We start from the raw sequence: 21561 nt of genomic DNA on the forward strand, positions 1-21561 counted from the left end.
AATCACACAAGCGCGTACATTTTATTGATATGACACAGGTATCGCACCCACGACGCAGCCGCATTGTACAAGCATCAACCTTAGTACCTAAAGAAGTACCCGACTGTCAGGAACAACGTGATGCTTTTGCTATAAAGTGTCGTGCTGTTTTCGAGCGCTTACGTCCAACTCTGATCGAAACGCATTACAACTGGCATATTGCCATCGATCCTGAAACAGAACAGTACCTGATTGACCCAACATTCTTAGGAATAACGCAAAAAATCTATGATGCTTATGGCAATACTAACGAAGTAAAACTTACCATATTCCGACTCAACGACACAGGAACCTGCGGCAGGTTATGATTGCAGGTTTGTTTGGGGATAATGGCGAGCTACTATTTGAAATTGAGCTTGTTGCTGCTAATGATCAGAAATTTTTTGTTGAAGCTTTATTCGATACCGGGTTTACAGATGGGTGGTTAGCCATCAATACTCAAGACTTGGAAGTATTGGAGTGGTCATTAATGAGCGCACAAATCGAGATGCAGACAGCACGGGGGGAAGCACGATTTGATCTCTATGAAGGCAAACTGATCATTGACGGAACTGAATTTGTAATTCCCGTTCATGTTGGAGATGACATCCCTGATACCATCATCGGTTCCTTGTGGCTGGACATCATGCAGTTGGTCGTTAACAAACCGAAAGGAATATTAACCCTTGAGATGGTGGTGAGCAGTTAAGTTCCCTAAAGCAATTGAGTCAAGACTTCGCAAGAATATTTTCCATTCTCCAAGTTCCGATCTCAGATGAGAATCTAATTTGAAAATAGGGGTTACTGATTCGTTTCGCCACTAACAATCCCTGACCACTGAACTTTTTTCTCTTGCTCCCGGCGGTAAGAAAAGAAATGCTCTGGAGTTTGGAAAGTACAATAAGGTGCGATCGCAATTTGTTCTCCACTAATCCCCATATTTTCCAGTTGTAAGGTATTCACTCGCCGGACATCCAGCCTTACCTTTCCAGGATTGGGATCTTCCAGCAAAGGTGAATTTGGTAACTCATGTAATCCAGTGATAATTTTTTGTTCGTCGTTATATGGTATAATACTAGCCCCGACTTCAGCCGCCACATGAATAGAGACTTGGTAAACCTCACCAGCGATCGCAGGTCCCATCGCAATTCGCAAATCATCGAGTTTGCTGCCTTGAGATTGTAACCGAGCGATCGCTAAGGGGACAATCTTTTTAGCAGTCCCGCGCCAACCTGCGTGTAATGCTGCCACCTGTCCAGTTTTTACATCCCCAATCAGCACGGGTGTACAATCTGCACTAGCTACCCAAACAGCTTGTAGAGGCTGTTCGGTAATTAAACCATCTGCCGATGCTAAATCATCCCCAAGAGTGCAAAAGATGCTATTAATTTCTTGGGGGGTGAGAATAGTATTGCCATGTACCTGCTTTAAGCGATAGACTGATGCCTCTGGTTGCAATACTTCTGTGATAACTTGTGGCGATCGCGGCCAAAACTGCTGGGTAAAGAAGCCGTGATGCCAACGTTCCAGAATACTACAAGTTAGATAAGGCAGTCCTTCCCAATTGCGCCAGTGCCAAGTGTGCATCTTCAACCAAACCTAAACACAAATCACTCATCAGCCAATCAATGCTAACTTGAACAACGGAATTTGGGTTAACTGCTGTGGGATTTAATCTGCAAAACTTAGAAGCAGCCTTGAAAGCAGGGCGTAAGTATACACATATACCATTTTCCCTCCACTTTTTTGAAAGCGTCTCCTCAACTAACCAAACCCTCTGGGACTTACTCAAGCAAGGGGCTATTTCAGGAACAGTAGTAATTGCAACTCAGCAATCTGCTGGACGGGGACAATGGGGACGCCAATGGATTTCACCTGTTGGAGGATTATATGTTTCTGTGGCGATTTCTTTCGACCACAAAATAGAGGCTATTGACAGCTACCAGCTAACTTTTGCTACTGCTTGGGGAATTGCGTCTCAATTGCGCCAATGCGGTGTAGATGTTGGGATAAAATGGCCCAATGATTTAGTTTTAAATGGTCGCAAACTAGGCGGCATTTTGACAGAAACCAAAGTAAACAAAGGACAAATCACCCAAGCAGTAATTGGTATTGGGATTAACTGGCTAAACCCAGTACCGGAAACTGGAATCAATCTGGAATCGTGGCAAGCATCCCAAGATATCAGACCAATTTATTGTCTGGAAATGCTCACCTCTACAGTCTTACTGGGAATAGAATCCGGTATGGAGTGCCTTTGCCAAGAAGGAGTAAGCATACTCTTGTCTCGCTATTTAGACTTGCTTACAAACATGGGCGATAAGGTGTACGTCAATAATCTTTCAGGTACTGTAGTTGGGGTGACATCTCAAGGAAATTTACGAGTTTATTTGGAAACAGATGATACAAAGGAACTAATTACACCGGAAATTTATATTGAACCCGGTACAATCAGTTTGGGATACCATAAATCTTCCGTTTAAATTTGAGGTTTGTTCAAAATATAGCTCTTTGGGCAAGCACAAACTACTAGCATCATCTCTTTAGGCTAATTACACACAACTGAGAGAACAAATGACGCAGCGCAATAATTCTGCCCATCATCGTTTGCATTACTTATGGCAGCAAGGTCTGACAAAAAAACGTTTTGCCTCGACACTACCAGCTCAGAGCCTCTGTTGGCTGAGTAGCGTTAGCCTCCTTAGCGGCGGCTTTGTGTTTGCCCAAACGGAAACACAAATAGACAACATCGTTCCCACTGTTGAAAGTTCCCAGCCAACAGCAGTTAAAAAACAGGCTGTTGTGCCGGAAGCAGCTCAAGCGCCACCGGAATTTTCCCAACGGCGAGCCAGACTCAGACAGAGACTACACAAGCCAGAGGTTGCTCAATCAAAAGAGCCAGTTAGGCAGTCTACACCCAAAATTGAAGCTGCTAAACCTGTTGTGATTATCCAGTCAAAGCCCAAGGTAGAAACCTCCCAAGTTACTCCTGCAAGGGTGAGACAGGAAAAACCCAATACCCCAGCCCGCTCTTTACCTGAAAAACTAAGAGAAGTTGCTCAACCATTAAATAACTCGAACAGTAGTGTCAGTGCAACGGCGGAGAAAACCAAGGATTATAATAACGCCTATATTGATCCTAATAGTTATGACAGTGGTGCCACAGCTAGTTATCAAGCACCAAATTCTGTAATTCTCACAGACCGTTCCAGTGGTTGTCGAGCCATCTTACCGTCAGGGCAAAGCGTATTAGGCGGCGTTTGCGCCAAAGTACCCCAAAAGAGTCTAGCTGATTCTAATGGTAAACCAGCACCTAATTGGCTTAGAAGAAGTCAAAATGCACAATTAGCAGTAGTTCCACCCGTGCGGCAGATTGCAACTACTGGTAGCCCCAGCAGATGGCGTCCTACTCAAAGTGCTTCTAGTGGTGACACCAAGACCGCATTTCGCCGGAATCGGTTTATCCCGAGTCCTGGCGAGTTCAGCCCTACAACAGTGAGTGCAACTCCCATCACGCCCAGTGGCGGTACTTTACCTCCACCAATGGCAGATGGCAACATTGCACCCCGCCCCAGCAGCGTAACTTACGACTTCTCGCTGGCATCAGTATTGCCGCAAATCCCCTACACTGGGGCAGTCGCCTACAGTGGTACAGGAATGATGTATCCACTGTCTATTCCCGCTCCCATTACCTCGTTGTTTGGTTGGCGAGTTCATCCCATCACAGGGAACCAACGCTTCCATGCTGGTACAGACTTGGGTGCGCCTACGGGAACACCAGTTTTGGCCGCTGCTGCTGGTCAAGTGGAAACTGCTAACTGGATGGGTGGTTATGGTTTAACCGTTATCCTAAATCACAAATCTGCTGAACAAACTCTCTACGGTCATATGTCAGAAATCCTTGTGCAACCCGGTCAATGGGTACAACCTGGAACTGTCATCGGGCGAGTTGGCAGCACCGGGGCTTCCACAGGACCTCATCTGCACTTTGAAGTTCGCCACCTAACACAGGACGGGTGGGTTGCTGTTGACCCAGGTGTGCAATTACAAGGCGCCCTCAGCCAGTTAGTGCGAGGCTTACAAACTGCTCAGGTAAGCCAGCAACCAGGCAGCTAAATTGGAAATTTTGGATTTTGGATTTTAGATTAATTTAAAATCCAAAATCCAAAATCTAAAATTCAGAGATACCCGTGTTCTGCTAAGAATGTGGGTGTAATGCCATCTATACTATTGTCATCAGGGGCTGTGGTGTGTGGGTTGCCAGAGTAAAGGAATTTTTCCACGTATTTGCCGAGAATATCTCCTTCTAGATTGACCAAACTCCCAGCAACCAAATAGCAAAGATTTGTCTCGCTGTATGTGAGGGGAATTACTGCCACCTTGAATTGGGAGAGTTCTGGCTCGTATGCGGCTACTGTGAGACTGATGCCATTGACAGCAATGCTACCTTTAGGGACAATGTAGCGGGCGATCGCAACGGAAGCAATAAAGGTGATTTCCCAAGAACTAGCCGTTTGTTCTGCCGCTAGCAATCGACCGATGCCGTCTACATGACCCATCACAAAATGACCGCCAACTTTGCTGCCCACCCTGAGCGACGTTTCTAAATTGACATATCTCTGTGGCGTTTGTTCACCTCCCAAAGTTGTGCGGCGTAGCGTTTCTGGTGAAGCCGTGGCAATAAACCCGTCTTTTAAAACTTTTTCTACTGTCAGGCAAACGCCATCTACTGCAACACTGTCGCCATAAGCCAAATCTTGCATAATTACTTCACCCGACTGGCTTAAAGAAGTAATTTGCCAAGAATCGCCCCCTAAGGGTTCCATTGTTCCTAATGCCTGGATTAATCCTGTAAACACGGCTTTTTTGTCAAACTAACTCTATTTATTGCCTAATTTTGCCTGAAATCAATTGGTAATTCTCACAGAAATCTAGAATATCCAAGTATATTTTTTGACTTTTTTTCGGATAGGGATATTAACACATTAGCATCGTTCACAAGGCATACTTGGGTAATAAGGTTATTGTCTAAGAAGACCAATTTGACTTACTCTGGTTTTCACCACAAGTTCGGAGTTTAATAGAAGCAATTATAGAGAACAAATGCTTATGTTTATTACTGTCGGCAAATCTCCAAATAAGGGGTACTATTTGTTACACAGCATTCAAGACTCTCAAAGGATTGTAGAGGCTTAGCCAATGATTGAAATGAAAGTCGCTGGCATAGCATTAGATGCCATAACTCGCAGCCCGATCGTACTTTTGAAAGATTCTTCAGATCGGCGGGCTTTGCCAATTTACATTGGTCAGGAACAGGCTAGGGCAATTATGGGCGCACTGGACAATCAGAAGCCTCCCAGACCCTTAACCCACGACCTGATTGTGAATCTTCTAGAGACTTGGAACATGACTCTAGAAAAGGTGATCATTCATTCCCTACAAAAGGATACATTTTATGCAGCTTTAATCGTCCAGCAAGGCGATGTTAAAAAAGAAATTGACGCGCGTCCTAGCGATGCGATCGCCATTGCCCTCCGTACAAATACTCCCATTTGGGTAATGGAGGAAGTGATTGCCGATGCTTCTATCCCTGTTGATCGCGATGCAGATGAAGCCGAACAGCAAGCCTTCCGTGAATTTATTTCCAATCTCCGTCCTGAAGATTTGATTAAGCGCTTTGGTAATGGCGACAGTTAAAAGAGTGCTGAGTGCTGAGTGGGGAGTGCTGAGTACTAAGTGGGGAGTGCTGAGAAAGAATAGAGAATCTAAAAAATAAGTTCTTTATTCTTTCTTTTTCACCTTTCATTTTGTACAAACAATATTAATTGTGTTTCTACTCAGCACTCAGCACTCCCCACTCAGCACTGAAATTTATGCAATACCGACGCTTTGGGAAAACTAATCTGCACCTCTCGGCTTTTTCTCTGGGAACAATGCGGTACTTGGCTTGTTTTGAAAATGCTCACCAAACCATCGAACAAGCCTTAGCGCTAGGAATTAATCATCTAGAAACCGCCAGAGGTTACGGCAAAAGTGAGGAGTATCTTGGTAGGGCGCTAAAGGCTGGGTTGTCAGTACCCCGAACGAGACTTTATGTCACTACTAAAATCTCACCCACAGCAGACGCTGATACCATGCGTCGGTGCATCGACGAATCCCTAGAACGATTACAGCTAGATTATTTAGATTGCTTAGGCGTTCATGGTTTGAACACTTGGCAACATTTGGAGTGGGTGCAAGCCAAAAATGGCTGTATGCAAGCTGTAAAAGAAGCTGTTGCTGATGGTCGAGTGCGACACGTCGGTTTTTCCACGCACGGCCCATTAGAACTAATTCAGGCAGCAATCAATACAGATATTTTTGAATTTGTCAATCTGCATTATTACTATTTCTTCCAAAGAAATGCACCAGCGATTCAGCTAGCAGCTGAGAAAGATATGGGCGTTTTTATAATTTCCCCAGCTGATAAGGGAGGACGCCTCTACACGCCACCTCAAACCCTAAAAGACCTGTGTCAGCCGTATTCACCCTTAGAATTAAGTTATCGATTTTTACTTGCTGACAACCGGATTACTACTTTGAGTATAGGGCCAGCAACCCCCGATGAATTAATGGAATCTTTGCGAATCGCTGACGATGATGGAGAGTTAACATCAGCAGAAATTTCTGCTTTCGAGCAATTAGAAAATCACCAAAAAGTTGCTTTGGGAACCGACAAATGTAGCCAGTGTTATGCTTGTTTGCCCTGTCCAGAAAATATCAATATTCCAGAGGTATTGCGGTTACGTAATCTTGCAGTCGCATACGACATGAAAGACTATGGACAATATCGTTATGGAATGTTTGAAAATGCCGGTCACTGGTTCCCTGGAATGAAAGGCAACCGATGTACAGAATGCGGTGACTGTTTGCCTCGTTGTCCAGAAAAGTTAGATATTCCAGCTTTGTTGGAAGATGCTCACGAAAGATTAAATGGGAAAGTAGGTAGGAGGTTGTGGGATTGACGACTCTGTACGGTCGGTGTACAACGGGATTGTTAGAGCGTACCTCAGCGATCGCTGAGGTACGCTCCTGTCTTCATTTTATCCAACTTGTTTAGGACGAACTTCAAATTCAGAACGCGCACGGAAGAAACAGACATCAAACTCAAAGAAGAAATTAGCTTGCCCCAAGATTAAAGGCAGATTGGATGCTTGTGTCCAAGCAAATGCAAGATTAATGGTGGGGAATGAACTGACTTGAGCATCAACAACGACTGCACGAGCTTCAAATCGAGCCAAGTTCCCTGCCAATAGAACTGAGAGAGTTTCATCCTCCCAAATTAAGCCCAGTTGTAAACCCAACTCATAGGACAAAACATTAACGCTTGCACCTGTATCCAATAAACCTTCAGTGTTCAGAGATTGACCATCAAGACTGAGCGTCAAAGGTAGGTATGGCATTCGATCAACCATGCCAAGGTTGCTATCAATGATTTTGTAGGGAAATTTTTGAGTGTCAACCATTCTTCTCTTGCTGCTTTGTCGCCAGAAGATTCATCAAGACATTGGCAGCCTCAGAACAATTGTACGGCGACCAGACTGGATACTCCCCGTTCGCAACAAAGAAGTTTGCATCTTCTTCCTTGACCAGTTCTGTGGCAAGGAACTGCATTAGCCGAAGCTTGTCAATTTTTGGAAGTTCCTGGATTTGTGACATGAGTTCAGCTAATGGCATTTGAGAATCTCCTCGTCTGAGGGCTGGTGAAAGGAAGCGATCGCTCTCTCATTTTAGCCTCGCGATCGCATCCACGGTTGCAGCTTAAAGTGCAATCTGGCTTCTGGTTAGTACTGCCAGAGAAAAGTGATGCTGGGTTTCCTGTTGTCAACCCAGCCTACGGCGATAGGCGATCGCCCTACTTTGACCTGTGTAATTGCACCCTCTGGAGCTATATGTATAACGACGTATAACGTTCCCCTTCATCGGCGGCAGATCAGTGATAAACAAAGCCAATATCTTCTCGTCCGTCCGCTGCAAGGGGGTTGTTAGGCTGTGATTGCTGGAAGGGTGTAAGTGATCCAGACTGTGAGGGGAAGATGTTGGGTTGACGCTAGGAACCCAACATACAAGGTTAGCGATCACACTACAGAGGACTCCAATCAAGTGTGATGTGAGGTGACTAAACTAACGACCTGAGGTGCATCAGAGGACAGTTCCACAATCATCACTTCCGAGTGCATTCGAACTGAAGCGTCAAGGTTCTCGGAAAAATTACGCTGGTCGCCTGCGAAGAAGCGGACTTGAAACGGTGGAGTAGATGAGGGAACCTCAACAGCGAATAAATCGCCCCTTAACACGCAGACGGAATCCGCTTGATTAAAACTAGTGGATATATATTACATGAATTTTGAACACCTAAAATGGTACAAAGTTAACACCCTAGTGCGTTAGCCTACGGCATAACACACCCGACAAAACTAGTTTTTAGGTTTCAACTTCGGGGTTTTCAGCCAACATTCTGATAAAAATGTAAAATTTATAAAGATTAATATAGACTTAGGTAGATCCGCCCAAGCTGGGGGATCTCGCCCAAAAAAAGATGAAAATTAAAAAAAAAGAAATATCCTACGCCAATCACTGACGGTTTTCCGCTACAGTGGACGGGCTGTAAACTTAGTATGGACTACTAGCCGATCGCTGACTATTCTTCTGGCTAGTTTAACTTTAGTCGCTGGTCTTTTACCGGCGGCGATATCCTACATCACTAAATTAATTGTTGATGCAGTGGTATTTGCATCTCAAGTTAACTCACACAGCAATGGTTCTGTGAATATTTCTCACCCTTTGTTGTATGTTGGATTTGAAGCGATCGCTGTAATTTTACTAGCAGGCAGTCAACGTGGACTGATCATTTGTCAGTCGTTATTGCGGGCGCTAATGGGTCAGAGGGTGAATGTACTGATCTTAGAAAAAGCGCTGAAACTGGATCTTAGGCAGTTTGAAGATTCAGAATTCTATGACAAATTGACCAATGCACGACGAGAAGCATCAGTTCGTCCTCTTTCCCTAGTAAGTCGCACCTTTGGGTTGGTGCAAAGTGCCCTTTCCCTTGTCACCTACGGTATTTTACTAGTAAATTTCTCAGTTTGGGCGGTGGTGGTACTGATTTTGGCAGCTATGCCTGTATTTATTGCCGAAACGAAATTTGCTGGAGAAGGTTTTCGCTTGTTTAGTTGGCGTGCGCCAGAAACCCGCCAACAGAACTACTTAGAAAATCTGCTAGCGAGAGAAGATTTTGTCACAGAAGTCAAACTCTACCAGCTGGGAGAGATGCTGCTAGAACGTTACCGCAACCTGTTCGATCAACTCTATGCCGAAGACCGCGATTTGACTCTGCGGCGAGGATTGTGGGGGTATCTCCTGAGTTTAGTTAGTACTGGTGCTTTTTACGTAGCTTATGCTTGGATTGTGCTAGAAACAGTGCTAGGTAAGATTTCCTTGGGAGATATGACACTGTATCTGACGGTTTTTCGCCAAGGACAGTCTACTTTTTCCAATGCCCTCACTTCTATTGGAGGAATGTATGAGGACAACCTATATCTATCAAATCTCTATGATTTCCTGGAAGAGGAAGTACCAAAGTCTTGGGGGAAGGCAACCACTGGTTTAAATCCGGAAGATGGTATCCGTTTTGAGAACGTATCATTTACTTATCCGGGAAGTTCCAAGCCAGCGTTGAAAAACATTTCGCTGCATTTGAAACCCAGAGAAAAACTGGCAATTGTGGGTGAAAACGGTTCTGGCAAGACTACCTTAATCAAACTACTTACCCGACTCTATACCCCGGACTCTGGGCGAATTTTCTTAGATGGCTTGGATTTGCAGGAATGGGATGTGGATGTGCTGCAGCGGCGCATTGGTGTAATTTTTCAGAACTTTGTCCGCTACCAGTTTACAGTAGGTGAGAATATTGGCGTGGGTGATGTAGAACATCTCGAAAACAAAACCCGTTGGCAAACTGCTGCCCAAAAAGGCATGGCCCAATCTTTTATTGACCAATTACCCCACAACTTCCAGACTCAACTTGGTCGTTGGTTTAAGGGAGGACAGGAACTTTCTGGGGGACAGTGGCAGAAAATTGCTTTGTCTCGTGCTTTCATGCGATCGCAAGCAGATATCTTGGTGTTAGATGAACCAACATCAGCAATAGATGCCCAAGCTGAGTTTGAGATTTTCAATCATTTTCGCGCTATTACTCAAAATCAGATGGTACTTTTGATTTCCCATCGCTTCTCGACGGTACGAATGGCTGACAAAATCGTAGTAATAGAAAACGGCGAAGTTATAGAACAGGGAACTCACGAAGAGTTGTTACAGCTAGGAGGACGTTATGCCAAGTTGTTTCTGTTACAAGCAGCCGGTTATCAATAGGAAAAGAGGCTAGTAGTTACTTTTCAATTTAGATAGCGATGCCTAGGTTGGGCTGCGCCTACGCTCACTTTGTACAAAGCACATAACATCTCTATCTAACCACGTTAAACTGTTTAGTAAATATGGGTCACTAGATAGACACTCCGTATCGTTAAACATTGCTACCTGATAAAATTATGCAAATAACAAAACAGCGATACTATACCCCAGAGGAATATTTAGAGCTAGAAGAAGCTGCTGATTACAAAAGTGAATACATTGATGGGCAAATAATTCCTATGGCGGGTGGAACAGTAAATCATAATCAAATAGCACTCAACTTAAGTAGTGAGTTGAATTTCGCTTTTAAAAAGCAGAACTACCGGGTTTTTATGGGTGATGTTCGTCTATGGATACTCCAAAAGCGTACCTACACTTATCCAGATGTGATGATTCTGGCGGGTGAACCAGAGTTTTTTAACAACCCAAAGGATATAATTCTGAATCCCCAGATTATTGTTGAGGTTTTATCAAAATCTACCAAAGGCTACGATAGTGAAGATAAATTTCAGGCTTACCGAACTATTTCTACTTTCCAAGAATATCTATTAATTGATCAAACAAGGATTCATGTAGATCAATTTTCCAAAACCGGAAAAAAGCAATGGGCGCTTCGTGAATATGATGAAGAAGATGAAGCGATCGCACTTACAACTGTACCATTTGAGATTTCATTGCAGGATTTATATAACAAAGTGAAGTTTGAGCTTGTGGAGTCAGAAGGCGAAAGTGCTGATGTTGATGGATTGGGGTAAGGGGGCGTTAAATAACTTTTTGTTCTGTAAGTAGGTCGGCGCTAAAAAAAACAACTAGATTAATAAATGTAAATTGCTTAAAAGCTTATTTTCAAAGAGTTTCTGGTACTTTACATAAGTTTATGTAGTTCGGTTTAATTGTGCGTACCTACTTAAGCTTTTTAGAAGCTATATTTAAGTCATACAGGTTCTAAAATGAATGATACCTGTACTCAAAAGATTTCAGAAGTATCAAAAGCAAAATAAAATGGTTCACAAGATTGCCTTGTTCAATCACAAAGGTGGTGTCAGTAAGACCACAACGACTTTTAACTTAGGTTGGATGCTTGCTTCAAAGGGTAAGAGAGTTATCCTTGTAGATACTGATCCTCAATGTAATCTAACAGGAATAGCTCTAAAAGAAGAAACTGAAGATGACGAAGCAAGGATAGAAAACATCTACAACACACATTCAAATATAAAAACTGGTTTGGCTCCTGCTTTTGAATCACAGCCACGGGCTATTGAAGCTGTAGATTGTATTCCGATAGAAGGACAAGAAGGTTTATTTTTATTACCTGGTCATGTTGGCTTTGCTGAATACGAAGTAACATTAGGTATCGCGCAGGAACTCAGTGGAGCAATTCAGACACTCAAAAACTTGCCAGGTGCTATTTCTGATCTTTTAGAAAAAACTGCTAATAAATTTAATGCTGACTATATTCTGATTGATATGAGTCCAAGTTTAGGAGCAATCAATCAGAACTTACTGATGACAAGTGACTTTTTCTTAGTGCCTACAACGGCTGATTTTTTCTCTGTAATGGCAATTGATTCTCTGTCTAGAATTTTATCAAAGTGGTGTAGTTGGGCAAGGATGGCAAGCGTAAACCCTATATTAAAGGAAGCTACTTATCCATTTCCAGAATTTAACTTAAAATTTTTAGGAATTATAGTTCAAAACTATAGAATTATTAGGGGTAAAGAAACAGCAGCATTTCAAACATGGATAGAAAAAATTGAGGATGCAGTAATTGATAAACTAGAACCAATTCTAGATAAAAATAATCTGTTATTACCTAAAGCAGTCTATACTGAACAGGGTATGAATGGTAGTTGTACTCTGACAAAAATTTCTAATTTTAACAGTTTAATTGCTCTATCACAGGAACACAGTACACCTGTTTATGCGCTGACAACGGAACAATTAAGACAAACTGGTATAGTGCGCGAGAATAATCAAAGAAAGCAAGAGGAATTTAAAACAACTTTTTCTGACTTAGCAGATAAAATTATTGCACTCTCATCCAGTTATGCAGTCAGCGCTTGACCAATTTCGCATTAGTATCCAGCGTGTTCGGGATCTGATTGCTCTTCATACTTCCGTTAAGGCTCAAGCTACTGCTGCTCTGGATCTTTCAGACATTTTACGAGCTGCCCTAGTTCTAACTGTTAGTGCCTTGGATTATTATATCCATGAGGTTGTCACGTTGGGTATGCTGGAAATTCATCGAGGACAACGTGCCGAACCAGCATCTTCAGCCTTTTCCCGTTTTCAAGTTTCCTTGGGAAGCGCCCGTGAAGATAGAAGAATAGCCATAGATATCACCTCTTGGATAGAGAGTGACATTCAGCAGGTTTATGGAGCTAACTTTTTACAGCAGTCTTATACTATTTCTAATTTAATTCCAGCTATATCAAATAGTATTTTGAACAGATTAAATAATACTTCATGGTTAGAAGACGAGATTAGAAAAGGTTTAAGTTATAAAAGCTTTCAGCAGCCTGATAAAATAGCTGATGCAATTAGGCAAATTTCGGATAAACAATTGTGGGATGAGGTTGCTAGTAAAATGAGTAAACCTCCTAAAGATATTAAGCAACAACTTACTTTAATTGTGGATCGCAGAAATAAAATTGCTCATGAAGCAGATATAGATCCTACCCTCAACATAGGTAATCGCTGGTATATCGACGAATCAATGGTTGGTGATACGGTTGATTTTATTGAGCAGCTTGTTGAGAGTATTCACCAAATTTTGTAGCTTTGGGTAGTTCAAGGGTTTGGGGTAAAAAGACTTATTATCCCTAATACCAATTCTTTATGAAGCTGCGCTAAATAAAGCTTCAAGAATAAAGTCGTAAGAAGTGAGAGAAGCAATCACCTCAGGCGTAATTGTTTTTATTACATCAGTTAACTTCTGCTGTAGTTGCACGAGGGTTTTACAACTTTCCCATTGCAGTTTCGATTTGAGAAATTCCCAAAAGCCTTCAATTGGATTGAGTTCGGGAGAGTGAGGAGGTTGAAAAATAGGGATAATATTATCTGGATAATCGAGAGCTTTAGCTTTGTGAAATGACCCTTGGTCGAACTGGATAACTGCGATATCATCACCAAGGTCAGCAGATAGCAACTCTAAAAAACGCTGGAAACAATCCCCATTCAGGTAGGGAAACTCATAGAAAAAGCTGTATCCACTCAGAGGTTCGACAACCCCGTATAAATAAAAATTCTGGCGTTGCCACTGGCTTAAACCTACAGGTTTAACTCCAGGAAGTGTAATTAAACCTCCTGCGATTGTCTTTAATCCTAAACGTGTTTCGTCTTGACACAAGTACCTTAACCTCAACATTCTCCAAATTCATCTTGCAAGAATTTTAGTGCTAGGGGAAGTTTTTTTTAAAGTGAGATTGACTTAGAGGATGTTGTTTAAGGCTTTGGGGACGAGGGACTTTCAACTTGGCACGCATTCGATAACGAACAAGTTCATAGACCGTTTTATAGGCGATATCCAGTCCAAACTCGACAACGAGCCATCGTTGAATTTGACCAGAGCTATTAAATCCTTGCGGCTCCTCCAGCCTTTGTTTGAGCCTTTCTAAGGTTTCACCACTGACGATCGGAACTTTACCAGGTGCATGTTTAACTTCGAGCAAGCGATCGCGTCCTCCATCTTTATACTTTCTCACCCAACGAGTTATTGTTGCTTGATCGCGCCCTAAACGTTCTGCCAACGCTTGCCTACTTTGTAATTGACCGCTTTTAAGCCAAAAGAGCATTTGCAGTCGCTCTTTGCTACTTGCTGTTGTGGCATGTTTAACAGCCTTTTCCAATTCTTCTTGGCTCTCTTTTATCTCAACTTGGAATCGAAGACCCATAACCGTTAAACCTAATGTACCCACCTTTTTTCTTATTTTGGCGCATCTTCATACAGAATTGGTATTAGACTAAAAATCAGTTTTACGCCACAATAGGTTTAAGGGAAGTCTCTAACTTAAACTCTGCTTGTATAAGATGTGAAATATTATTAACTCTTTCAGGTAGAGCAAAAGCCATAAGAGTATTAAGTGTAGTTTTTTCAATTCCCCCAGTCTGAGGTTCTGGATGACCTATATTTCGCACAATATCAGAAAGTTTTATTGAGGGATGAGAGTGAACGTTGAAAGTTAATCTATCTTGATTTGCAAAACGTATGTACCAATCATAATCTGCCAGAGTATTTAGCTTAATATCTTGGTTTCAACCCAAAAATTCAGTATGTTCAATGTTAGGTTTAAATAATTCTCTTAATTCTTGCATTCCATCATCCCACTTCCTTCTCTAGCTGCCGAATTTGTTGACTTAGGGGAGGTTGGGCAATGTGCAATCGTTCCGCCGCTCGTCGAAAGTGCAGTTCTTCTGCCAAAGTGACAAAGTAGCGCAAGTGTCGTAGTTCCATCTGTTATCTGAATTAATATCTTTAAAATATTAGTTAAGCTAAAAGTATATATTGGACATAATTAAAAATATTTTCTACTGTGATCAATAGGCGGTGATCAACCCAAGGCACATGGTTGATTTTCCGATAATCAACACTCTGTAATTTCACCACTTATGAACAATCTTTCAATACCTAATAATGATTGGGATGCTGCCCTTTACGAAGATAAACACGCCTTTGTCTGGCAGTATGGTGACGACTTACTAAAATTCCTCAACCCTAAACCAGGAGAATCGATTTTGGATCTTGGTTGTGGTACTGGACAACTCACAGAAAAAATTGCCCAAGCTGGGGTTCAAGTCATAGGAGTTGATCATGCACCCACGATGATCGAAAAAGCCAGAGAAAACTATCCCCATATCCACTTTGATATTGCTGATGCTACAAACTTTCAAGTAGATAAGCGATTGGATGCTGTGTTTTCCAACGCTGTATTACATTGGGTGAAAGAAGCAGATAGTGCGATCGCTTCCATACACCAATCCCTAAAACCTGGGGGACGTTTTGTGGCAGAATTTGGTGGTAAGGGAAATGTGCAGGCGATCGCCACAGCTTTAGAAACTGCCTTAGAAGCATTTAATATCTCTACACAAGCCCGAAATCCTTGGTATTTTCCTAGCATTGGTGAATACGCCACTCTGCTAGAACAGCAAGGCTTTGATGTCATTCATGCCATGCTTTTTGCTCGTCCAACTCCTTTAGCAGAGGGAGAAGCAGGTATGGCAAACTGGATTCAGATGTTCGCCAGCACTTTTTTAGCAGGGCTTTCTAGTAAGCAACAAATACAAGTAATTCGCGCCGTCGAGGAATATCTGAAGCCAACGCTGTATCAACAAGGAACTTGGACAGCAGACTATCGAAGAATTCGTATAGTTGCCATAAAACTTTAAATTGTGCGAATTTTTACTTATACCTTAATTAGGAATAGTATCAGTTATGTATATACTGGAATTGTGCCAACGCCAGACATTATTTTTATTACTACTAACCATTAGCCTCACCACTTTAGTAGTCCCGCCTTCACTAGCGCAAACGCCCTCAATACCATCGCCTTCTAGTGCGCCTCTGGAACTAGAGTTATTGACCAAGCCAAAAGACTATGTAATCACAGCTAACACCATAAACCCAGAACGATTAACCGTTCCCAGTTTATGGTGGGCACAACAAAACTCTGAGAAAAAGCTATTGGATAATTGGATAGCATATCCAGCTTCTGAAAAAGAACCTGCACGGGTAGACTTGATCGTGAATCAGCAATTTTGGAGCTTACTAGAGTATGTAGAGCGCTACGACTTCATAAATCGCTTGGGTAGCGCTGCACGGAATTTTGGTTACAATGTCCGGGTATTTAATTATCAAAAAGAACCCTTGGCAACCTACACTTGCAACTTTAGTACAAGTCCAGCTTCATGCAGTATCCAAACGACTGTTAAGAACAAGATAGGGTTACAGCGCTCTTTGTAGAAAAGGAAGTGGGGAGTGGGGGGAGATCAGGGAGATGAACCAACGAATGCCTAATGCCGAATCAAGAGGAAGTTAGGGCATATTTTTTCAATTCGTCTAGGGAAACCACTTCTAAAGCTCTAGCATGGGTTGCTGAAAGGATGACGGGTGGAGCAACGCCAGCATCAAGAGCTTCTTGCCAGCGAGAAGCACACAAACACCAGCGATCGCCAGGCTTCAGTCCAGGAAAATTAAAATCAGGAACAGGTGTGCTGAGGTCGTTCCCCCGCGATTTGGTGAACTCTAGGAATTCTGATGTCACTTCGGCACAGATGACGTGCGCTCCGAAATCCTGACCACCTGTGCGACAAAAACCGTCGCGGTAAAACCCACTCATCGGAGAAGTACAGCAAACCTCTAGGTTTCCGTCGATTACGTTTTTAGCGTCTGTCATTGTTAATTCGTTGTACTTGATTTTTCCACTTCGATATAAGCCTATATTGACACTTTCCTAGTTAAAGCAGAATTCAAGTATTTGAACCATATCTGTCGTAGGGGCACAGAAAAAGCTCATTGGTGTCAACTTAACGTAGAAGTTAGGCTTGGCAAGCTTTCGAGGTTTGACCCTTACCCCCAGCCCCTCGACCAATTTTGGGAGAGGGGAGCAAATTATCTAGTTCCCCGAATCCTAAGTTGGGATTCGGGGTTAGGGGATGAGGGCAAAACGTCTTCTCAAAGCAGATTTTTTCTGAAGTTGACACGTATGAGTAATGCTGTGCCCCTGTTCCTCCGGGGCTTTCAAACTCTCGTCTGTTTCTTGTAAAGTAGTAAACCTGCTGTTTCAGGAATTATGTAAAATAATTTTCTTCCGCTGACATGAACTTTCAGTTACCCTGAATAGGGTGTATTTAAATCTGTAACAAATATTTATGCCTCCTCGTTGGCCTCGCAAACCCGATCGCAAAGACCCAGATTACCGCAAGATCGATGACCGGATGAATTTTGCTATGCATGTGGCGATCGCTGCTACTATTAATTCTGGCTTGTGGTTTTTTCACATCCTAAAAAGCACTACCTGGGAGTGGCTGCCTTTGGTGACTCTAAGTTGGACAGGAATATTGTTGGTGCATCTGATTTATATTAGTGCGATCGCTAATTATAGCGATTCATCTAAATCCACCTGAAGACGGACTGCTGATGCTGGGGCGATTGTAACCTGTGGTAGTAGAATCAGCCTGTTAAGTGAGCAATAATGTAAAAAAGCCTGGATTTCTCGCTCTTTCTGAATGTAGGGTTACTTTTATGGCTAAGACTAACACCACAGAACTACTGGAAGCCCTAGCAGCTGAAATTGGCGAAAATGTCTACATGGACATTGCCAAATGGCATCTTTATTTATCTAATGCCAAACTGCATACCCTTGTTGCTGAACAGTTGTATCCCTTAATTACTTCCAACACTGTAAATGAAGACCAAGTTAGAAAAGTCTTGGAATCAATTCCAATAAAAATTGGTGGCGGTAGAAGGGAAGTTCCTTTAATCGATTTACTACCACTGCAATGCCAGGTCAACTTAGTAGATATTTTGGAAAAATATCAACGCGAAATCTAATCGCTAAAACTAAGATTATTTATTTTAGTTGGACAATGTTTTAGTTAGTATTCCCTGATTAGATTTGAGATACTGAATTGGGGATTTATTTGCTACTTCAATTTTATAAAAACGAAACCCACAGTTACACATAGATGAATATCGTACAATTTATGTGTAGATAGGCGGTAAAAATTTCCTTTAACAATTAAGGAATCTCGGCCTTCTAAATCGGTTGAGATGTGAGCGAGTTTATTTTGAGACTTGCTTTAAACTTTCATGCAAACTTATTGAGGCAATTTACATGCTTTTACAAATCAAAGATACTGGCGCATTGGTCAAAATTGTTGAAATTCAGGAATTACTTGACCCAAATAGTGATGTTGTTCAAGCAAAAGATCAAGAAGGTCAAGAAGAACAGGAACCTGAAACGTTTAAAAAAGAAAATCTCATTTTTCCTTCAGGTGAACTTCTACCACGCTGTTGGTTAGATGCCGAGTATAGACACGATAACGCTTAATCATTTTGAAATCAGGTAATTGGTAATGTTGGTAAACTGATTATCCATTATTGATTTACGCAAAACTACACGCCCTCCGGGGCAATTCATGAATTGCCCCTACCTAAAAATCAGGGTTTTAGCTATTGTTTGCGTAAGCCCTGTATTATGTTCCAGATGATGCAGGTTTTTCTGCTACCATCGTCGTTTCATTCTGCTGAAACTTCGGGAGAAATGTCTTAGCAATCCAGTCAGTCAAAATGTGACACAGTAATCCTAAAGGCCCAGCAAACAAAGACAAAACTAGAGAGTGAATTGTCCAAATACCTGTTTTTTGCCCTTCCCAATAAATCCAGCGACCGACGAATAAATCCATCACTAAAAAATGAATCCAACCTGTTGCAGCAGCTGTTTCATCTGCAAAAAATCGCGCAATATCAGCTAATTTGGGATTCGATAAAGCTTGAGCATTTTCTGGGGTAATGCTGTTGATAAACAAATACAAATACGCCCCTGCTAACAGCACAAAAGGCAAATATGATTCCATGATTCGCCGTGTCACTTTCCAGTTTGGCAATAAAATCATCAATGCCCAAAATGGCAATACGAAAAGATTGGCAACGTTAAATAATTGGGATATTGTCATGTTTTTGTCAAGTGAAAGATTCTCAGTTATTATGTTTTTCTTCTTTTGAATTAACTAGTTATTTATAACTCGTAACTCTCAAGAGATAGATCCCCCACTTCTCAAAGAAGTCGGGGATGTGCGTATACTTATAAAGCTACAAGTTGTGATTCAATTTCAGAAGACTTCAAATCACGGCCGATGAAAACTAAGCGGGTTTGCCGGGTCTCTTCTGGTTTCCAGGGGCGATCGTAAAATTTATCAAATCGGGTTCCCACGCCTTGCATCACTAAGCGCATGGATTTATTTGGCACCGCCACAAAGCCTTTAATCCGGTAAATTTCTTGTTCTTGTGCTAATTTCTCCAACTGCTGTTGCAGCTTTTCTGGGTCAAAGGTTCGATCCAAAATTAAATTAGCTGAGGTAATTTCTTCGTCGTGATTGTGGTCTTCTTCGGTATCGTGATGAGTAGGACGGCTATCTAAGTTGTCTTCGACTGCGGCTTGGAATCCTAATAATATAGATGCATCGAGTTTAGAACCATCACTCTCGACAATCTTCACCACTCTGGGCAACTCTTGCTTAATCAATTCCTCAACTCTGGCTTTTGTCTCGGCATCCACCAAGTCAATTTTATTCAACACCACCAAGTCTGCACAAGCAAGTTGGTCTTCAAACAGTTCTTGCAAAGGTGTTTCATGTTCTAGACTATCATCTGCTTGGCGCTGGGCTGCGATCGCCTCTAGATCACTAGCAAATGTTCCCGCCGCTACCGCCGCACAATCTACGACAGTAATCACTGCATCCACAGTGGCGGCGTTGCGAATTTCCTGCCAGCGAAAAGCCTTCACTAACGGTTTTGGTAAGGCTAAACCAGAGGTTTCAATCAAAATGCAGTCGATGCTATCTCGCCGCTTGATTAACTCTTGCATCATCGGATAAAATTCTTCTTGCACGGTGCAGCATAAGCAGCCGTTAGTTAATTCAAAGATATTACTGTCAACCTCACCATCTTCGGGGCAAACTTGACAAGATTTTAATAACTCGCCATCAATACCGAGTTCGCCAAATTCGTTGACTATAACAGCAATGCGGCGTCCTTGGTTGTTTTGTAGCAGGTGGCGAATTAGGCTGGTTTTTCCACTACCTAAGAAGCCTGTAATCACTGTGACAGGAATTTTTGCAGCCATATTTTTGCCTGATTTACTCAGTATTAGAAGTTTCAAAAGTCACAAAACTCAATACTGAGATTAAGCTTGGTTTGAAGATTGACTTAGTTATTTTACAGCTATTTTCAGGTAAATAGACTCGCTATTTAGGGGCACAGCAATAGCCTATTTAGTCAGAACTTGCTTGACCGAGGTTAGTGAAGGGCGACTCTGGAGGAGAGAAGACGGGCAAAATTTAACCCATCTCTGATCAGATAGGTTAGGAAGATAGGTAATGCTGAATTATGCCTACATTGCATCCACCAATTCCAAACGTATCCGTTTACCAACCACTCTGGCAGCACGAGCAATGGTGTCTAAGGATACAGATGAGTTATTCGGGTCTAACAACCGGTCAAGAGATGATCTGCTAGTTTTCATCTCTTTTGCCATTGCTGCCTTATTCAACTTTTTTTCTTCCATTGCTTTGCTAATCTGCCATGCAATAACACGTTTAGCAGCAATCAGGTTAATTTCTTCAAGTGTGCCTTCTTCTTCAAGAAGGTCATCAAGAGACGAACCAATATATGGATTTTTGCTCATCTTTGCACTTCCAGTTTTTGCTTGCGTTCTAAGGCTAACTCCAATTCTTTTTGTGGAGTTTTCTGAGTTTTTTTGATAAACCCATTGAGAAGAATCATTTTTTCGTCATAAATGCAAAACAACACACGAGCTTTTCGACCTTGAGGTAAATTTGTACGTACCTCAAATAGCCCTTTACCCATTGGACGGCAAGTTGGCATCCCAATTGGCCATCCAATCTCTACTGTTTTAATATCAGCACCAATTAATTTTCGATCTTCTTTGTCTAAGTCCTTTAACCAATCACGAACAGGTTCTGTACCATTTTCGTTTTGATAGAACTGTGCAGGAATTCGTTTTTCTTCCATCTATATCAAATTTCTCTAAAAATACATAAACCTGCAAAAGCACATATTGTAGCTTTACAGAGCTATGTTTAATTAGATAAATTTGACATCACATTACTCTTGTACCTTTTTTGGTACTAGTAGTCAACAGTAGACATAAGTTACTTTTCACCCATTTACTCTAAGGGTGATCGCCCCAATCCTTCAATCCCCCAATTCCCAACACCCAATGCGGTCAAGTCAGGGTCGATGCAGTCAGCAGTGGCACTCATTGGACTACCTCAGATAAACCCATAAGTGCGATCGCGTGCATTCGCCCTCTTCAACTCTGCTATAAGTTGAAAATTTATGCAAAACCCCAAAAT

The 21561-nt window shown here is 42.1% G+C and carries 27 protein-coding genes and 1 pseudogene; 16 read left to right on the top strand and 12 right to left on the bottom strand.

Features of this window, described 5'->3' with window-relative positions:
- Positions 1–29: 29 nt before the first annotated feature.
- On the top strand, positions 30–347 hold the full coding sequence (locus V7K15_RS02015; protein WP_334902562.1) for a hypothetical protein: 318 nt from the start codon (positions 30–32) through the stop codon (positions 345–347).
- Positions 344–727, top strand: coding sequence for an aspartyl protease (locus tag V7K15_RS02020; RefSeq protein ID WP_334902563.1), 384 nt, complete (start codon positions 344–346; stop codon positions 725–727). The genes V7K15_RS02015 and V7K15_RS02020 overlap by 4 nt, the downstream gene beginning before the upstream one ends.
- Before the next feature lie 92 nt (positions 728–819).
- On the opposite strand, the gene pgeF is transcribed toward V7K15_RS02020, so the two are convergent.
- Positions 820–1605: a peptidoglycan editing factor PgeF gene (gene pgeF / locus V7K15_RS02025; protein ID WP_334902564.1), complete on the bottom strand. Its 786-nt coding sequence runs from the start codon at positions 1603–1605 to the stop codon at positions 820–822.
- 77 nt (positions 1606–1682) lie between these two features.
- On the opposite strand from pgeF, the gene V7K15_RS02030 reads away from it, so the two are divergent.
- Both V7K15_RS02030 and V7K15_RS02035 read left to right on the top strand, forming a co-directional pair.
- Complete coding sequence (locus V7K15_RS02030) at positions 1683–2501, top strand: biotin--[acetyl-CoA-carboxylase] ligase (RefSeq protein ID WP_334902566.1); 819 nt, start codon at positions 1683–1685, stop codon at positions 2499–2501.
- Between the two features lie 91 nt (positions 2502–2592).
- On the top strand, positions 2593–4134 hold the full coding sequence (locus V7K15_RS02035) for a M23 family metallopeptidase (RefSeq protein WP_334902567.1): 1542 nt from the start codon (positions 2593–2595) through the stop codon (positions 4132–4134).
- A gap of 62 nt (positions 4135–4196) precedes the next feature.
- On the opposite strand, the gene V7K15_RS02040 is transcribed toward V7K15_RS02035, so the two are convergent.
- Positions 4197–4877: a riboflavin synthase gene (locus tag V7K15_RS02040; RefSeq protein WP_334902569.1), complete on the bottom strand. Its 681-nt coding sequence runs from the start codon at positions 4875–4877 to the stop codon at positions 4197–4199.
- Positions 4878–5217: 340 nt separating this feature from the next.
- Between V7K15_RS02040 and V7K15_RS02045 the strand changes: the two genes are divergently transcribed.
- Positions 5218–5715, top strand: coding sequence for a bifunctional nuclease family protein (locus V7K15_RS02045; protein WP_334902571.1), 498 nt, complete (start codon positions 5218–5220; stop codon positions 5713–5715).
- A gap of 176 nt (positions 5716–5891) precedes the next feature.
- A complete protein-coding gene (locus tag V7K15_RS02050; protein WP_334902573.1) occupies positions 5892–7022 on the top strand; it encodes an aldo/keto reductase in 1131 nt (376 codons plus the stop codon).
- 78 nt (positions 7023–7100) lie between these two features.
- Here V7K15_RS02050 and V7K15_RS02055 read toward each other — a convergent pair whose 3' ends face one another.
- Together V7K15_RS02055 and V7K15_RS02060 are read right to left on the bottom strand one after the other, a co-directional pair.
- On the bottom strand, positions 7101–7523 hold the full coding sequence (locus V7K15_RS02055; protein ID WP_334902574.1) for an aspartyl protease family protein: 423 nt from the start codon (positions 7521–7523) through the stop codon (positions 7101–7103).
- Positions 7516–7734, bottom strand: coding sequence for a hypothetical protein (locus V7K15_RS02060; protein WP_334902575.1), 219 nt, complete (start codon positions 7732–7734; stop codon positions 7516–7518). The genes V7K15_RS02055 and V7K15_RS02060 overlap by 8 nt, the downstream gene beginning before the upstream one ends.
- Before the next feature lie 26 nt (positions 7735–7760).
- Here V7K15_RS02060 and V7K15_RS02065 point away from each other — a divergent pair, with 26 nt between their 5' ends.
- The 5 genes from V7K15_RS02065 (at position 7761) to V7K15_RS02085 (ending at position 13246) form a co-directional block, all read left to right on the top strand.
- Positions 7761–7967 (top strand): hypothetical protein, encoded by a 207-nt coding sequence (locus V7K15_RS02065; RefSeq protein ID WP_334902576.1) that lies wholly within the window; start codon positions 7761–7763, stop codon positions 7965–7967.
- A 652-nt stretch (positions 7968–8619) separates the two neighbouring features.
- Positions 8620–10428, top strand: a complete 1809-nt coding sequence (locus V7K15_RS02070; RefSeq protein ID WP_334902637.1) for an ABC transporter ATP-binding protein — start codon at positions 8620–8622, stop codon at positions 10426–10428.
- Between the two features lie 176 nt (positions 10429–10604).
- Positions 10605–11222, top strand: a complete 618-nt coding sequence (locus V7K15_RS02075; RefSeq protein WP_334902577.1) for a Uma2 family endonuclease — start codon at positions 10605–10607, stop codon at positions 11220–11222.
- A 247-nt stretch (positions 11223–11469) separates the two neighbouring features.
- Positions 11470–12531 carry a ParA family protein gene (locus V7K15_RS02080; RefSeq protein WP_334902578.1) on the top strand — a complete coding sequence of 354 codons (1062 nt, stop codon included), beginning with the start codon at positions 11470–11472 and terminating at the stop codon, positions 12529–12531.
- A complete protein-coding gene (locus V7K15_RS02085; protein ID WP_334902579.1) occupies positions 12515–13246 on the top strand; it encodes a HEPN domain-containing protein in 732 nt (243 codons plus the stop codon). Before V7K15_RS02080 ends, V7K15_RS02085 begins: the two co-directional genes overlap by 17 nt.
- Before the next feature lie 57 nt (positions 13247–13303).
- Here the strand turns inward: V7K15_RS02085 and V7K15_RS02090 are convergent, their stop codons facing one another.
- The 3 genes and pseudogenes from V7K15_RS02090 to V7K15_RS02100 all read right to left on the bottom strand — a co-directional run.
- A complete protein-coding gene (locus V7K15_RS02090; protein ID WP_334902580.1) occupies positions 13304–13834 on the bottom strand; it encodes an IS630 family transposase in 531 nt (176 codons plus the stop codon).
- A gap of 31 nt (positions 13835–13865) precedes the next feature.
- The gene (locus tag V7K15_RS02095) at positions 13866–14360 is read right to left on the bottom strand and encodes a helix-turn-helix domain-containing protein (protein WP_334902582.1); all 495 of its coding nucleotides are present in this window, start codon (positions 14358–14360) and stop codon (positions 13866–13868) included.
- Positions 14361–14788: 428 nt separating this feature from the next.
- A pseudogene (locus tag V7K15_RS02100) lies at positions 14789–14920 on the bottom strand (LysR family transcriptional regulator); the annotation flags it as partial.
- A 155-nt stretch (positions 14921–15075) separates the two neighbouring features.
- Between V7K15_RS02100 and V7K15_RS02105 the strand changes: the two are divergent.
- Both V7K15_RS02105 and V7K15_RS02110 read left to right on the top strand, forming a co-directional pair.
- On the top strand, positions 15076–15852 hold the full coding sequence (locus tag V7K15_RS02105) for a class I SAM-dependent methyltransferase (protein WP_334902584.1): 777 nt from the start codon (positions 15076–15078) through the stop codon (positions 15850–15852).
- Positions 15853–15898: 46 nt separating this feature from the next.
- Entirely contained in the window at positions 15899–16426 is a 528-nt protein-coding gene (locus V7K15_RS02110; RefSeq protein ID WP_334902586.1) for a hypothetical protein, read from the top strand.
- Between the two features lie 61 nt (positions 16427–16487).
- Here V7K15_RS02110 and V7K15_RS02115 read toward each other — a convergent pair whose 3' ends face one another.
- Positions 16488–16859, bottom strand: coding sequence for a DUF2237 family protein (locus V7K15_RS02115; protein WP_334902588.1), 372 nt, complete (start codon positions 16857–16859; stop codon positions 16488–16490).
- Between the two features lie 475 nt (positions 16860–17334).
- Between V7K15_RS02115 and V7K15_RS02120 the strand changes: the two genes are divergently transcribed.
- The 3 genes from V7K15_RS02120 to V7K15_RS02130 all read left to right on the top strand — a co-directional run bounded on the left by V7K15_RS02120 (position 17335) and on the right by V7K15_RS02130 (position 18515).
- Positions 17335–17589 (top strand): hypothetical protein, encoded by a 255-nt coding sequence (locus V7K15_RS02120; RefSeq protein ID WP_334902590.1) that lies wholly within the window; start codon positions 17335–17337, stop codon positions 17587–17589.
- Between the two features lie 118 nt (positions 17590–17707).
- The gene (locus V7K15_RS02125) at positions 17708–18016 is read left to right on the top strand and encodes a DUF3181 family protein (RefSeq protein WP_334902592.1); all 309 of its coding nucleotides are present in this window, start codon (positions 17708–17710) and stop codon (positions 18014–18016) included.
- Positions 18017–18299: 283 nt separating this feature from the next.
- Positions 18300–18515, top strand: coding sequence for an acetyltransferase (locus tag V7K15_RS02130; RefSeq protein WP_334902594.1), 216 nt, complete (start codon positions 18300–18302; stop codon positions 18513–18515).
- Positions 18516–18660: 145 nt separating this feature from the next.
- On the opposite strand, the gene V7K15_RS02135 is transcribed toward V7K15_RS02130, so the two are convergent.
- The 4 genes from V7K15_RS02135 to V7K15_RS02150 all read right to left on the bottom strand — a co-directional run bounded on the left by V7K15_RS02135 (position 18661) and on the right by V7K15_RS02150 (position 21217).
- Positions 18661–19140 (bottom strand): ABA4-like family protein, encoded by a 480-nt coding sequence (locus tag V7K15_RS02135; RefSeq protein WP_334902596.1) that lies wholly within the window; start codon positions 19138–19140, stop codon positions 18661–18663.
- A gap of 128 nt (positions 19141–19268) precedes the next feature.
- Entirely contained in the window at positions 19269–20309 is a 1041-nt protein-coding gene (cobW, locus tag V7K15_RS02140; RefSeq protein WP_334902598.1) for a cobalamin biosynthesis protein CobW, read from the bottom strand.
- A 267-nt stretch (positions 20310–20576) separates the two neighbouring features.
- A complete protein-coding gene (locus V7K15_RS02145; protein WP_334902600.1) occupies positions 20577–20870 on the bottom strand; it encodes a helix-turn-helix domain-containing protein in 294 nt (97 codons plus the stop codon).
- Entirely contained in the window at positions 20867–21217 is a 351-nt protein-coding gene (locus V7K15_RS02150; RefSeq protein WP_334902601.1) for a type II toxin-antitoxin system RelE/ParE family toxin, read from the bottom strand. The genes V7K15_RS02145 and V7K15_RS02150 overlap by 4 nt, the downstream gene beginning before the upstream one ends.
- Positions 21218–21561: the final 344 nt, after the last annotated feature.

This window comes from Nostoc sp., assembly GCF_036919815.1.
Taxonomy (GTDB): Bacteria; Cyanobacteriota; Cyanobacteriia; order Cyanobacteriales; family Nostocaceae; genus Nostoc.

Excerpts from the sequence above, each read along its gene's own strand:
- V7K15_RS02015 (WP_334902562.1), top strand. The coding sequence starts at position 30 with ATGACACAGGTATCGCACCCACGACGCAGCCGCATTGTACAAGCATCA.
- V7K15_RS02020 (WP_334902563.1), top strand. The coding sequence starts at position 344 with ATGATTGCAGGTTTGTTTGGGGATAATGGCGAGCTACTATTTGAAATT.
- pgeF (WP_334902564.1), bottom strand. The coding sequence starts at position 1,605 with ATGCACACTTGGCACTGGCGCAATTGGGAAGGACTGCCTTATCTAACT.
- V7K15_RS02035 (WP_334902567.1), top strand. The coding sequence starts at position 2,593 with ATGACGCAGCGCAATAATTCTGCCCATCATCGTTTGCATTACTTATGG.
- V7K15_RS02045 (WP_334902571.1), top strand. The coding sequence starts at position 5,218 with ATGATTGAAATGAAAGTCGCTGGCATAGCATTAGATGCCATAACTCGC.
- V7K15_RS02050 (WP_334902573.1), top strand. The coding sequence starts at position 5,892 with ATGCAATACCGACGCTTTGGGAAAACTAATCTGCACCTCTCGGCTTTT.
- V7K15_RS02055 (WP_334902574.1), bottom strand. The coding sequence starts at position 7,523 with ATGGTTGACACTCAAAAATTTCCCTACAAAATCATTGATAGCAACCTT.
- V7K15_RS02060 (WP_334902575.1), bottom strand. The coding sequence starts at position 7,734 with ATGCCATTAGCTGAACTCATGTCACAAATCCAGGAACTTCCAAAAATT.
- V7K15_RS02075 (WP_334902577.1), top strand. The coding sequence starts at position 10,605 with ATGCAAATAACAAAACAGCGATACTATACCCCAGAGGAATATTTAGAG.
- V7K15_RS02080 (WP_334902578.1), top strand. The coding sequence starts at position 11,470 with ATGGTTCACAAGATTGCCTTGTTCAATCACAAAGGTGGTGTCAGTAAG.
- V7K15_RS02085 (WP_334902579.1), top strand. The coding sequence starts at position 12,515 with ATGCAGTCAGCGCTTGACCAATTTCGCATTAGTATCCAGCGTGTTCGG.
- V7K15_RS02090 (WP_334902580.1), bottom strand. The coding sequence starts at position 13,834 with ATGTTGAGGTTAAGGTACTTGTGTCAAGACGAAACACGTTTAGGATTA.
- V7K15_RS02095 (WP_334902582.1), bottom strand. The coding sequence starts at position 14,360 with ATGGGTCTTCGATTCCAAGTTGAGATAAAAGAGAGCCAAGAAGAATTG.
- V7K15_RS02105 (WP_334902584.1), top strand. The coding sequence starts at position 15,076 with ATGAACAATCTTTCAATACCTAATAATGATTGGGATGCTGCCCTTTAC.
- V7K15_RS02110 (WP_334902586.1), top strand. The coding sequence starts at position 15,899 with ATGTATATACTGGAATTGTGCCAACGCCAGACATTATTTTTATTACTA.
- V7K15_RS02115 (WP_334902588.1), bottom strand. The coding sequence starts at position 16,859 with ATGACAGACGCTAAAAACGTAATCGACGGAAACCTAGAGGTTTGCTGT.
- V7K15_RS02120 (WP_334902590.1), top strand. The coding sequence starts at position 17,335 with ATGCCTCCTCGTTGGCCTCGCAAACCCGATCGCAAAGACCCAGATTAC.
- V7K15_RS02125 (WP_334902592.1), top strand. The coding sequence starts at position 17,708 with ATGGCTAAGACTAACACCACAGAACTACTGGAAGCCCTAGCAGCTGAA.
- V7K15_RS02130 (WP_334902594.1), top strand. The coding sequence starts at position 18,300 with ATGCTTTTACAAATCAAAGATACTGGCGCATTGGTCAAAATTGTTGAA.
- V7K15_RS02135 (WP_334902596.1), bottom strand. The coding sequence starts at position 19,140 with ATGACAATATCCCAATTATTTAACGTTGCCAATCTTTTCGTATTGCCA.
- cobW (WP_334902598.1), bottom strand. The coding sequence starts at position 20,309 with ATGGCTGCAAAAATTCCTGTCACAGTGATTACAGGCTTCTTAGGTAGT.
- V7K15_RS02145 (WP_334902600.1), bottom strand. The coding sequence starts at position 20,870 with ATGAGCAAAAATCCATATATTGGTTCGTCTCTTGATGACCTTCTTGAA.
- V7K15_RS02150 (WP_334902601.1), bottom strand. The coding sequence starts at position 21,217 with ATGGAAGAAAAACGAATTCCTGCACAGTTCTATCAAAACGAAAATGGT.